Below are 12,161 nucleotides of genomic sequence, written 5' to 3' on the forward strand. Positions count from 1 at the left end.
ATTTAAACCCATAGGTTATTTCACACATGTACAGAAAGGAGGTGCGGGATGTTCGAATTAGATGTACGCAGCCGTAAGGCGATCTACGAGCAACTAGTGGACAAAGTCAAAGAAATGATCGTATACGGTATTCTAAAGCCCGACGAGCAGCTTCCTTCCGTTCGTGCGTTATCCACGCAGCTAACCGTGAATCCAAATACGATTCAGAAAGCGTATCGCGAGCTTGAACGTGAAGGTTACATTTATTCTTTGAAGGGAAAAGGGAGCTTCGTATCATCGTCAGTGGAACATCCGAATGAAGCCATGAGAGATGAGATCAGAGAGTCTCTGGTGAAGTTGATTGCAGAAGCTTCGTATTCCGGTTTGACCAAGGCGGATATGACGCTTTTGTTTGAGGAAGCGATGGCCCGTATAGAGAAGGAGGAGCCTCATGATTGAGCTGAATCAAGTCGTCAAAGCGTTTGAACAGGAAAAGGCAGTGGATGGCGTAACGATGCGCATACATAAGGGGTCGATCTATGGTTTGCTCGGTTCCAACGGGGCAGGCAAGACTTCGCTGCTCAAAATGATGGCTGGCATTTACCGTCAGGACAGCGGGACTGTTCGTATCGAAGATAATGAGATTTATGAAAATATGGATCTCAAAGGCCGCACAATTTTTATGGCAGATTCGCCGTACTTTTTCCCGCAATCTTCAATAACTCAGATGGCTGCATTTTATCGTTCGGTATATCCGCGCTGGAATGAGGAACGGTTCAAGCAACTGGCTACCGTGTTCAAACTGGATGTAAAACGCAAGTTGCATCGCATGTCCAAAGGTATGCGCCGTCAGGCAGCCGTATGGCTGGGACTTAGCTGTATGCCTGAAGTGCTGCTGATGGATGAGCCGATTGACGGCCTTGACCCGGTCATGCGCCAGCAGATCAAGAACTTGCTTTTCCAGGAAGCAGCTGAGCGTCAGGTAACCATTGTCATCTCGTCCCACAATTTACGTGAGATCGAAGATCTATGTGACCATGTGGCAATTATGCACAAAGGCCGAATTATTGTAGAGAAGGATCTCGATGATCTGAAGGCCGATACGCATAAAATCCAGGTCGCTTTCCGCCACCCGGACCATGCGAAAGCCATGGATGAGCAGATTGATATTTTGCATGAAGAGAAACGGGGAAGTGTATCCCTGTACATTGTCAAAGGCAACCGACAACAGGTAACGGATCAATTCCGTGTACATGATCCGTATCTGCTGGATGTACTGCCTTTGACGCTCGAAGAAATCTTTATCTACGAAATGGAGGATGCAGGGTATGATATTCAACCGATTGTTCTGTAACCGGGGCATCCTGATCCAAAATTTCAGACAGCATGGATGGATAGGCGTTTTATTTCTCATCACTTTGTTGTTCTCACTTCCGTTATATATCGCTACCGAGTACAGGGACGTGCCACAGCAGATTACAAGTTTGTTTCAGGCCAATGGTGAAGTGCAGATTTTGTTCGCTATCACACTGCCCGTAGCGGCTGGTATTTTTCTTTTTCGGTATATTCAGTCTGGTGCACCTTCGGATCTGTTCCATAGTTTGCCGTTACGTCGTAAACATCTATTAACGATTAATCTGTTGACCGGATATGCCATGATCCTGATTCCAATCTGGATTACAACTGCGATTACCGGCTGGGTATGGGCGGTACTGGATCAACCTGCGTTTCTGTTCGATGGCAGTACAATCTGGATGTGGGGCTTGAGCATGAGTATCTACTCGCTGTTCATGTTCATGCTAACTGTGGCGGTCGGCATGTGTATTGGTCAATCTGTATTGCAGGGACTTACCGTGTACGCGCTCGTCTTGTTACCTGTAGTCGTGTGGTTCATTATGTCACTTCATCTCCAGCATTATTTGCTCGGATATGCTTTTGAAGAAGTGGGCTTTAATGCGGAGAAACTCTCACTTGTCCTGCGTGTGGGTTCGATCAGTAACCTCCCTGTAATCCGTCAGGAGTTAATTATCTATGCTATATTTGCAATCCTGTTTATTCCTCTAACCTATGTACTTTATGCGAAGAGACAGGTTGAATCTGCTACTCAAGCAGTTACGTTTAAGCTTATAAAACCTATATTCCGCTTTGGATTGATGTTTACATTGGTTCTGATTGGCGGAGGTTACTTTACAATGATTGCTCCAAGAGGATCAGCTGGATGGGGAATCTTCGGATATATCCTCGGCGGAATTGTAGGTTATATCGTTGCCGAGATGATTATTCGCAAAACATGGCTGATCTGGAGCAGCAGGCTGCTACCCAAGCTGATTCTATATGGTATCATCGCTGGTCTGATACTGTACGTACCTATTGCCGACTGGAATGGATACGCCGCACGAGTGCCTGAAATGAGCAAGGTGAACAGCATCAAGCTTGGTGGGGAGAGTTATACGTACAGTAACGGTGTCAGGCAGAAAAAGGACGATGCTCACCTCTATTCTAATGATCCGGAATACGTGGAGGCAGTTATCGCTCTTCATCAAAAAATTGTGGATTCCGATCTTCCTTTACTGGATGATCCGATTAATACAGGTATGCGTAATGATGAGTCTATATTAATTAACTACAAGCTGGATAACGGCAAAGTGATGAAACGGAAATACTACATTCCAGAAGCCGAATTCCATCAGGAATTAATGGCTCTAAAACAATCCCAGGATTACAAAAGAGTCGCCTTTGAAACGTATAAGCTGGATGAAGATGCGTTAAGTTTCGGCATTCGCTCTGCCATAAGTTCATACCGGAAGGTTTATATTAGCAATCCGGAGCAAGTCCGTGAGTTCAAAGCATTGTTGAAACAGGACATTTTGGATCAGACCTATGAAGAACAGCGCTCCCCGTGGCAGTCGTTTGCTTACGCGGAGATGAATCAGGACTCTACTTCGAAAGATCCATTTCAACCGAGGGAGATGTGGAATTATGAGATCAAACCTAGCTATGATCGGGTATTGGCTTGGCTGAAGGAGAACAAGTTATACGACCAGTTGCTTGTCCAGGCAGATGAGATTGTCTCCGCTCAGTTTGCGAAGCAGGAGATTAACAGTCCGGGTTCGCTTCAGTGGACTACTCCGCAGCCAGAATATATCGATGGAAATCTAAGTGGTAACAAGCAGATAGCGACTAAAAACAAAGAAATCATTAGTGATTTGCTCAAACGTCAACGGTCTGGTTATCTAACAGAGAAAGATACCATTTATCAGATCAAGTTGAATGTAACTCGTGGCGAGAACATCTATATGATGTTAAAAGAAGAGGATCTGACCGAGGAAATGAAAGCTATTTTGGTCAATCAATAAGCTGAGCTGTATCAGTTGTTAACTATAAGCGGGAAGGGTTCTCCCATCGATTGAAGGGTTGATATTTGACCAGGAAAACTATAAAAATTGAACTAAACATTTACACAAAACGTAGAGGACAGAAAGAACCTGAAGAAGTGGAGCGTTCGCCTTTATTCACGGATTTACCCTATAGAAGGAATCAAAAAAATCTGGGGATAACAGCGATCGGAAGGTTGTTCTGTCATCGGAGTGTGCAGTGTAAATATTCTTTAGTTCAATTTATATAGACACGACTTGACCAGATACAGCGAATGGAATATATTAGAAAAAGGAAAGGTTCGAGCGACTCGTTCAATCGAATCTCATATGGAACGGCTTATGAGGGAAGCACCCGTAAGAGCAGGCAAATGCCTGACTTGCGGGTGCTTTTTTGTCGTTCGCTGATTTCGTTGGCTATTCTGCTAAATATTTTAGAAGAAAGGGTGTAGAGACGCATGCAAACAGAAGCATGGAAGGAAACGATAAATGAACAGGAGGCCATGGTATGTAGTTCCCTATTGGAACGATCAAGCTCTCATAACTTCATAGAACATCACGGTTTATTAGAAGAAAAAAAGGGGCGACAGCATATCGAAGATATATCTACAGAAGATATAGCTTTAATGGAGACGAGTGACATACTATTCCCTTCTCCAATAGCAGGTAGCCATAGTCACATGATGGAACAAAGTAACGTCCGGCGTCGTCAATTGCCATCGTTGACTCATCTTATTTTCGGATCACGCCTGCTTATAGGGCTTGTGATTCTGTTCAGCGCAGGCACGATGTATTTTGCTTCTTCAGTAGAGGCTGCTGGCATAGATCTTGGCGTAACAGCGCAAAAAGCATGGGACTCCGTTTTGAACAAAGCCGATGCACAAACCAAGTTAACGTTGAAGCAAGCGTACGATAAAGTGGGGAACTGGAAGGCTCAAGAGCAGGTTTGGGAACAAAAGATAAAGACACTTCATGCCGCCAATACCGCGGAGTTGGAGCGATTACGTGTAGAAATAAGACAAACCGATGATGCGAAGGTCGCAGCTCTAGCTGAAAAGGTAAAGCAAATACAGGCCCGATATGAACCGCTATTCGCCCTCTATAGTTCAGTCAATAGACAGTTGGATGCAGCCAAAGCCATCAAAAATAAGGAATGGAGTGCAGCAATCCGCACTCAGTCAGAGGCGTTGAGACCCGTTGTGAAGCTTGCCAGAGAAGACATCCGGATCAAGAAAAAGGAACTTGCTGAAGCACGTAAACGGAAGAGCGCTGAAATAAAACGTTTACGAGCTATGCTAGCAGGGGCCGACTCCGCGAAGAAACAGATTCAAACGGCTAAAAAACAGGCGAGTCTGGCAAAAGAACGATATTCCAAAGCTCTACAACAGTTCAAACAGAGTACAAAACAAAGCCAAACGTCACGTGTACTCAGCTCATTGAACACCTTGGCGTCTGTAGCAGAGAAGTGGGCAGGAACAAAACAAAGTATTCATACACTGGAGCAAAACGTATCCACTACGTATGTGAAAGTCAGACAGGAAATCGCCAAGAGACCCAAATAAGAGGAAACCCGGTCCTCTCTGCAACGTACACAACTTTAGATGTAAAGACGCTTCGATGATGATGGAACGAGGTGGAGCTATTGCAGTCCAAGTTGGAAACGAAACGTACGGGGGCAAAAGGTTTTAAACGTAAACGTTACTGGATTCCCAGCGTTGTACTAATTTTGATCATAGGTTTTATTGGGATTGGTACACAATGGACACCCAAAATAACGGTATTTTTATTAAAATCATTAATTGAAACTGCTAATACAGACACAAATAGCAAGGACACTATGCTCTCGGGTGGGATAACTCGTGTTGTGGATGTACCCTATGCAGACGAAGGGCGTAATGACAGTACACTGGATATCTATTATCCTTCCGTAACATCGGAACCTTTGCCTGTTGTGTTGTGGGTTCATGGTGGTGGATGGGTCTTGGGTGACAAAAAGGATATCGCAGATTATGCCGTACAATTAGCCAAACAGGGTTACGTTGTGGTCAGTATGAATTATGCGCTCGCACCGGATACGAAATATCCCATTCCCGTGATCCAGACGAATCAGGCTTTGACTTACGTGAAGAACCATGTCAGTGAGTATCACGGTGACCCGGAAAACATATTTCTCGCAGGCAATTCGGCAGGTGCCCAGATTGCAAGTCAGACTGCGGCAGTGGTGACCAATCCATCTCTCGCCAAGCTGATGAACATAACACCAGCCGCCCAGCCGGAAGAGTTGCGTGGGGTTCTGCTATTCTGTGGTCCATACAATCTAAGCACGGTAGCCAATACAGGCTTTCCACTCATACGGACATTTCTCTGGTCATATACGGGAGTCAAAACATTCGAAGACTATCCACGTCTGCATGAAATGTCGACCGTGCTTCAGGCCACAGCAGAGTACCCGCCTGCATTCATTACCTCAGGCAATGATGACCCGTTGACCAGTCAATCGATTGAGCTGGCACAAGTATTGAAGCGCCTTGATGTTGAGGTGGAAACCTTGTTTTTCTCAAACTCATCAGAGAAGCTGGGACATGATTATCAATTTGATCTGGAGAGTGACGCTGGACAACAGGCGATACATTCGGCAGTACGATTCATGCAACAGTATAGTCGATGAGCAGACAAGTCTGTGGTACACTCGAAGCAAATGAGGGCGCAGGAGGAGAAGTATGGCAGATAAAGAAGATTTGACCCGGTTCGGGGTGGCGTTCCCTACACCTCTAATTGAGCAGTTTGACCAGTATATTGAGGAACAGGGATACAAAAACCGATCTGAGGCTTTCCGTGATCTTGTTCGCAAAACATTACTGCAACCTTCTGCACTGCAATCCGATCAGGATGTGGCCGGCACCATTGTTATGGTCTACGATCACCATATCAGTGATCTTCCCATTCGTTTGATGGAGCTGCAGCATGAGGCGCATCATGACATCATTTCCAATATGCACGTGCACCTGAACCATGACCAATGCCTGGAGGTTATTGCCGTACGAGGGAATCTGGGACGATTGCGTCATTTGCATCAACAGATCCAGGTACAAAAAGGTGTTTTGTATGCGGAGCTGTCTGTGACTTATGTAGATGAACTCAACAAACTGGCTCATGCTCAGAGTCGTCAGGATGGCAACCCGGATCAAAGTCTGGATGATAATCACAGTGCGGGGCAGCATGGTCACAGTCATCATCATCGCTCTGCGGAGTAAGACAAATACGGGTGTAATTTCTATGAAAATATAGCAAATCTAAAAAACAGACTATTGGTTAGAAGCCAACCGTCTGTTTTTTTTTTGCTTGTTATAATACCTGACTTTATAGAGCGCTACAAATGCTCGGTTATACAATTTTTTATTTATTAATTCTGAAATATGAAAAAATATGGATTACGAAGTTAACTTTGTTGACATATGATTTGTGTTTTGTGCTACAATTTCTCTAAAAAGTAACACGAAAAAGTGAGTGAAGCACATATTTAGAGGGGGAACGACCAGAATGGGCAGATTTTCATGGAGATGGGGAAAACGAAAAGGTAGAACAGGATTAGGCATTTTGCTTGTATGTTCCATTGGTTTATCTGGTTGTGCACAGAGCACAGCGCCAACAGCTTCATCAGCAGAGAATGGAGAATCAGGAACAACCTCAACCAAAGACGAATTGGTGCTGGCGGTTGGCACCGAGCCGGAAGGTGGGTTTGATCCAACAACCGGATGGGGGCAATATGGGTCACCACTTTTCCAGAGTACCTTGCTGAAGAGGGATGCCAAATTACAACTGGTTAACGATCTGGCTACCGCATATTCAGTTAGTGAAGATGGGCTGACCTGGACGGTTACGCTTCGGAACGATGTGAAATTCTCTGATGGGGAACCCCTGACGGCTGAGGATGTAAAATTTACGTTTGAAACAGCTGCCAAGAGTGGGTCCGTGATTGATCTGACCAATATGGCTGATGTGAAGGCACCTGATGATAGCACGGTTGTATTCACATTGAAGTCGCCGCAGTCTACATTTATCAGTCTGCTGACAACACTTGGCATTGTGCCTGAACACGCCTATGGGGCTGATTATGCAGAACATCCGGTCGGATCAGGACCGTACAAGCTGGTTCAGTGGGACAAAGGACAACAGGCCATCGTAGAAGCCAATGAAGAATATTACGGTAACAAGTCTGTATTCCACAAACTCACCTTCCTCTATCTGGATGAAGATGCAGCCTACGCCGCTGCGCAGGCAGGTACGGTGGATATCGCTGCTATCCCGGCAGCGTTTAGCAAACAACAGGTGAATGGCATGACATTAGAGGCCGTGAAAACCGTAGATAACCGTGGCATCATGTTCCCCATGCAACCTGCTGGTGCCAAGTCGGGCGATGGTCTTCCCGCAGGGAATGATGTGACATCTGATCTGGCGATTCGCCAAGCGGTGAACGTTGTGATTGATCGTGAGGCTTTGGTTGAGGGTGTACTGGAAGGGTACGGTCGTCCAGCGTATTCCGTCAGTGATGATCTGCCTTGGAGCAATGCAGAAGCTGTATTTACAGATGCCAATCTCGAAGAAGCGAAGCGCATTCTGGCGTCTGGTGGCTGGGTGGATGCGGATGGTGATGGTATCGTCGAGAAAAACGACGTTAAGGCCGAATTCAATCTGCTTTATTTTGCAGGTGATTTAACAAGACAATCTCTGGCACTGGCTGCTGCGGATATGGTAGCTCAGGCGGGAATCAAAATCAATGTTGAAGGCAAAAGCCGTGAAGAGACAAAAAAGATGGCTTACTCCAACGCTGTATTGTTTGGGTGGGGCAGTCATGATCCTTTGGAAACCTATAACCTCTATAGCAGTACTCATAAAGGAGAAGGGTATTACAATGTGGGGCTGTACAGTAATCCTGTCGTGGATTCTTGGATGGACAAAGCCCTTCAGGCAACAAGTGAAGAAGAGGCATTGCCGTTCTGGCAGAAAGCGGAATGGGATGGAACAACAGGTTTCAGTTATCAGGGTGATGCGCCATGGGCATGGCTCGTAAATATAGATCATCTGTATCTGGTTACGAATGGCCTGAACATTGGTGAGCAGCAGATCCACCCCCATGGTCACGGCTGGCCGGTGACAACCAATCTGGAGGAATGGTCCTGGGATAACAGTACAAAGTAGGAAACGTACCGGTAGCTTTAGCCTGAATTGGGGAGAGATTGGATGACAGGCAGGAATGGATGGGTCAGATTTGTTGGTTTTAAAATGTTGCGACTTGTATCTCTATTGGTTGGAGTCAGTGTGTTGTCTTTTATATTACTGCAATTCTCTCCTGTTGATCCGATCGAAGCCTACATTGGTGGAGACATGATCAGAGTAAGCGCCGAACAGCGCAGTTTAATCGAAGAACGTTGGGGATTGAATGAATCTCCCGTGGAACGATTACTAACCTGGGGACAAACGCTGATTCAGGGAGATCTGGGGACATCAATGATCTACAGACAGCCTGTAGCGGATATTATCCAGGAACGATTCATGAATTCTGTCGCACTTATGGCTGTAGCTTGGATATTATCCGGCATCATTGGTTTCACTCTTGGTGTAGTTGCCGCCATGAGACGGGATTCGAAGCTGGATCGCCTGATCTGTTGGTATTGTTATACGCTGGCTTCCACGCCAGTATTCTGGATTGCGCTGTTGTTGCTGATGGTATTTGGTGTGTGGCTTGGATGGCTTCCGGTTGGGCTTGGAGTACCCGCCGGGATGTCAGCTGATCAGGTTACATGGGGAGATCGGGTTATTCATATGATTTTGCCAGCGTTGACTCTCAGCCTGACCGGGGTAGCCTCTATTGCTTTGATTACCCGGCAGAAGCTCACAGATGTGCTCGAGTCAGATTATATTCTGTTTGCGAGAGCGCGAGGTGAGCGTGGATTTCAGCTGTTCCGTCGACATGGGTTCAGACATGTTGTTTTGCCAGCCATCACGCTGCAGTTTGCTTCGTTCAGTGAACTGTTTGGTGGGGCTGTGCTTGCAGAACAGGTATTTTCATATCCCGGGCTGGGTCAGGCAACGGTTCAGGCTGGGTTGCGTGGAGATGTTCCACTGCTGCTTGGACTTGTGATGTGCAGTGCGATTTTTGTGTTTACAGGTAATATGGTTGCCGACATTCTGTATCGTATGATTGACCCGCGGATGAAGGAGGAGCTGATGTCATGAAGCAGACGGTAGAACGCTCCTCTGAGCAGACGACAAAAACATCCCCAGTACAAAAAGTGAAAACGGAGACTCCAGAGGTAAGGTTCAACATTAATCCGGGGTTACTACAAGCTGAGACTGGAAAAGGAACAGGAACAACACGCCAAACGAGAATAGGTTATGCGGGTGCCAGAGACCAAAATTTCCGCAATCCTCGCCAAAGAGCGGTGATCTGGGGAAGCCTTGCGGTGATCTGGATTGCCGTTGTGTGGTTGACGGGCAGACTACTTCCCGCTGGTTCTACCCTAACCTCATTAATGGATCGGAATCTGGCTCCAACCTGGGCGCATCCATTTGGCACAGATTGGCTCGGAAGAGATATGTTCATGCGCACGTTAAAAGGATTGGCAACCAGCATTCAAGTGGGATTACTTGCTGCATGTGGTGGCGGATTGATCGCACTGCTATTGGGTTTGGCTGCCGCTTCAAGCAAGGCTGCTGACCGGGTGATCTCATGGATTATCGACCTGTTCCTGAGTGTGCCACATCTGGTATCGCTGGTTATGCTGGCCTTTGTATTTGGGGGAGGTTTGGCAGGAGTGGCGGCAGCGATTGCGCTGACTCACTGGCCGAATCTGGCCCGGATTGTACGAGCAGAGATGATTCAACTGAAATCCGCAGAATATATTCAGATTTCACATAAGTTAGGTCAATCACGGTTACAAATTGCGGTGCAGCATATGCTGCCACATCTGGTTCCACAACTTTTCGTGGGCGTGCTGCTAATCTTTCCCCATGCGATTCTGCATGAGGCAGCCATTACGTTTCTGGGGCTTGGGTTGTCCCCGCAACAACCGGCAATTGGAATTATTTTATCAGAGTCGATGAGATATTTATCTGCTGGCATGTGGTGGCTCGCCTTTTTCCCGGGACTGGCATTGTTGTTGGTTGTTCGTGCGTTTGATGTATTGGGCAACAGTCTGAAGACAATGACGGGAACAGGTAGTTCAAGGGAGGTGAGGTAAATATGGCTCTTCTTGATATTGAGGGAGTATCGGTGTCATTTCGGCGTGCTCGTGGTTGGTTTGGACACGAACAGACTTACGTTATTCAGAATCTGAATCTTTCCATAAACGAGGGCGAGATCGTGGCTGTTGTAGGTGCAAGTGGATCGGGTAAAAGTGTGCTGGCGCAGGCCATTATGGGCATTCTGCCTGCCAATGCCAAGTTAGAAGGTAGAATTAGCTATGAAGGCAAGCCTTTAACCCCAGAGCGGCAGCTTCATCTGCGTGGAGACGAGCTGATGTTGATTCCACAATCCGTCAGTTATTTGGACCCGTTGATGAAGGTGGGGAGGCAAGTTCAGCCTGTAACCCGAGATGTGGGAAGGAAGCGCAGATTCATGACTCGATCCCACTTGAAAAAGACGGAGCAGGAGCTGACGGATCGTTATCATCTTCCTCAAGGAACAGCCGAGAAATACCCGTTTGAGTTGTCCGGAGGGATGGCAAGGCGGGTGTTGATGGCGACAGCGACCTCAGGCCAGCCGAAGCTGATCATTGCCGATGAGCCGACACCAGGTATTCATCCCAAAGTGCTGGCCGAGACGATGAAGCAATTTCGCGAGCTTGCAAATCAAGGCGTAGGTATCCTGTGGATCACCCATGATATCACGACAGCCCTGACGGCAGCGGATCGCATCGCTGTATTTTATGCGGGTACCAATGTAGAGACGGCGCAGGTGGATGATTTTAAAGGGAATGGAGAACGTCTGCGTCATCCATATACAAAAGCGCTCTGGAATGCGTTGCCGCAGAACGGATTTCAGCCACTCCCAGGCTCCCAGCCGTTGGCAGGTCAAGAGATCACGACAGGATGTTTATTTGCTCCCCGATGTAGCGTAGCAACCGTTGCATGTACCCGCGAACGTCCAGAGCTTCGTAAGGTACGGGGCGGAGAAGTGAGGTGTTTCCATGTCACTTGAAGCACGGGACGTGAGTTACCGTTATGATCCGAAATCGTGGGTGTTCCAGCAGATGAATATGCAGGTGAAACAAGGCGAAGTCGTGGGCTTGTGGGGACCAAGTGGCTGTGGAAAAACAAGCCTTGGACGCATCCTTGCAGGATATGCCGAACCTGTGAGAGGGCAAGTCCTTTTGGATGGGAACACACTTCCTCGTACAGGAGTATGTCCCGTTCAGCTGGTGTTCCAGCACCCGGAGAAGGCTGTGAATCCACGCTGGCGGATGCGTCGTGTACTTCAGGAGGCGTCTGTGCAGGATGAACAGTTGCTCGAAGCTTTGGGTATTCAGCAGACCTGGTTGGACCGTAGGCCGACTGAATTATCCGGTGGAGAACTGCAACGTTTCTGTGTGGCGCGGGCGCTTGGCACAGCGACACGTTATGTGATCGCAGATGAGATGACAACGATGCTGGATGCAATCACTCAGGCACAGATATGGCATACCGTGATGGAAGTGGCTCGCCAGCGTGATCTGGGGCTATTGATCATAAGCCATGATCGGGATTTGTTGAACAGGTTGTGCGACAGAATTACACCGATGCCGATATCGATGTGACTGTAATTTTAAT

At 47.2% G+C, this 12,161-nt stretch carries 11 protein-coding genes; all 11 read left to right on the plus strand.

Annotated elements, in window-relative coordinates; genetic code table 11:
* Nucleotides 1-48 precede the first annotated feature (48 nt).
* Entirely contained in the window at nucleotides 49-438 is a 390-nt protein-coding gene (locus MHH25_RS05705; RefSeq protein WP_091034217.1) for a GntR family transcriptional regulator, read from the plus strand.
* The gene (locus tag MHH25_RS05710; protein ID WP_340019427.1) at nucleotides 431-1,333 is read left to right on the plus strand and encodes an ABC transporter ATP-binding protein; all 903 of its coding nucleotides are present in this window, start codon (nucleotides 431-433) and stop codon (nucleotides 1,331-1,333) included. The genes MHH25_RS05705 and MHH25_RS05710 overlap by 8 nt, the downstream gene beginning before the upstream one ends.
* Nucleotides 1,308-3,335, plus strand: coding sequence for a hypothetical protein (locus MHH25_RS05715; protein WP_340019429.1), 2,028 nt, complete (start codon nucleotides 1,308-1,310; stop codon nucleotides 3,333-3,335). The genes MHH25_RS05710 and MHH25_RS05715 overlap by 26 nt, the downstream gene beginning before the upstream one ends.
* 698 nt (nucleotides 3,336-4,033) lie before the next feature.
* The gene (locus tag MHH25_RS05720; RefSeq protein WP_340019430.1) at nucleotides 4,034-4,915 is read left to right on the plus strand and encodes a hypothetical protein; all 882 of its coding nucleotides are present in this window, start codon (nucleotides 4,034-4,036) and stop codon (nucleotides 4,913-4,915) included.
* Nucleotides 4,916-4,995: 80 nt separating this feature from the next.
* Nucleotides 4,996-6,021 (plus strand): alpha/beta hydrolase, encoded by a 1,026-nt coding sequence (locus MHH25_RS05725; RefSeq protein ID WP_101314184.1) that lies wholly within the window; start codon nucleotides 4,996-4,998, stop codon nucleotides 6,019-6,021.
* A gap of 52 nt (nucleotides 6,022-6,073) precedes the next feature.
* A complete protein-coding gene (gene nikR, locus MHH25_RS05730; protein WP_340019431.1) occupies nucleotides 6,074-6,607 on the plus strand; it encodes a nickel-responsive transcriptional regulator NikR in 534 nt (177 codons plus the stop codon).
* A gap of 286 nt (nucleotides 6,608-6,893) precedes the next feature.
* The gene (locus MHH25_RS05735; protein ID WP_340019432.1) at nucleotides 6,894-8,552 is read left to right on the plus strand and encodes an ABC transporter substrate-binding protein; all 1,659 of its coding nucleotides are present in this window, start codon (nucleotides 6,894-6,896) and stop codon (nucleotides 8,550-8,552) included.
* A 42-nt stretch (nucleotides 8,553-8,594) separates the two neighbouring features.
* The gene (locus tag MHH25_RS05740) at nucleotides 8,595-9,590 is read left to right on the plus strand and encodes an ABC transporter permease (RefSeq protein WP_340019433.1); all 996 of its coding nucleotides are present in this window, start codon (nucleotides 8,595-8,597) and stop codon (nucleotides 9,588-9,590) included.
* A complete protein-coding gene (locus tag MHH25_RS05745; protein WP_340019434.1) occupies nucleotides 9,587-10,594 on the plus strand; it encodes an ABC transporter permease in 1,008 nt (335 codons plus the stop codon). Before MHH25_RS05740 ends, MHH25_RS05745 begins: the two co-directional genes overlap by 4 nt.
* 2 nt (nucleotides 10,595-10,596) lie before the next feature.
* Entirely contained in the window at nucleotides 10,597-11,553 is a 957-nt protein-coding gene (locus MHH25_RS05750) for an ABC transporter ATP-binding protein (protein WP_340019435.1), read from the plus strand.
* Nucleotides 11,543-12,148, plus strand: coding sequence for an ATP-binding cassette domain-containing protein (locus tag MHH25_RS05755; protein ID WP_340019436.1), 606 nt, complete (start codon nucleotides 11,543-11,545; stop codon nucleotides 12,146-12,148). Before MHH25_RS05750 ends, MHH25_RS05755 begins: the two co-directional genes overlap by 11 nt.
* The last annotated feature ends 13 nt before the right edge of the window (nucleotides 12,149-12,161 follow it).

This window comes from Paenibacillus sp. FSL H3-0457 (assembly GCF_037981725.1).
Taxonomy (GTDB): domain Bacteria; phylum Bacillota; class Bacilli; order Paenibacillales; family Paenibacillaceae; genus Paenibacillus; species Paenibacillus amylolyticus.

Bases quoted from the DNA above. Each gene is read 5' to 3' on its own strand.
- MHH25_RS05705 (WP_091034217.1), top strand. From the start codon at position 49: ATGTTCGAATTAGATGTACGCAGCCGTAAGGCGATCTACGAGCAACTA.
- MHH25_RS05710 (WP_340019427.1), top strand. From the start codon at position 431: ATGATTGAGCTGAATCAAGTCGTCAAAGCGTTTGAACAGGAAAAGGCA.
- MHH25_RS05715 (WP_340019429.1), top strand. From the start codon at position 1,308: ATGATATTCAACCGATTGTTCTGTAACCGGGGCATCCTGATCCAAAAT.
- MHH25_RS05720 (WP_340019430.1), top strand. From the start codon at position 4,034: ATGATGGAACAAAGTAACGTCCGGCGTCGTCAATTGCCATCGTTGACT.
- nikR (WP_340019431.1), top strand. From the start codon at position 6,074: ATGGCAGATAAAGAAGATTTGACCCGGTTCGGGGTGGCGTTCCCTACA.
- MHH25_RS05735 (WP_340019432.1), top strand. From the start codon at position 6,894: ATGGGCAGATTTTCATGGAGATGGGGAAAACGAAAAGGTAGAACAGGA.
- MHH25_RS05740 (WP_340019433.1), top strand. From the start codon at position 8,595: ATGACAGGCAGGAATGGATGGGTCAGATTTGTTGGTTTTAAAATGTTG.
- MHH25_RS05745 (WP_340019434.1), top strand. From the start codon at position 9,587: ATGAAGCAGACGGTAGAACGCTCCTCTGAGCAGACGACAAAAACATCC.
- MHH25_RS05750 (WP_340019435.1), top strand. From the start codon at position 10,597: ATGGCTCTTCTTGATATTGAGGGAGTATCGGTGTCATTTCGGCGTGCT.
- MHH25_RS05755 (WP_340019436.1), top strand. From the start codon at position 11,543: ATGTCACTTGAAGCACGGGACGTGAGTTACCGTTATGATCCGAAATCG.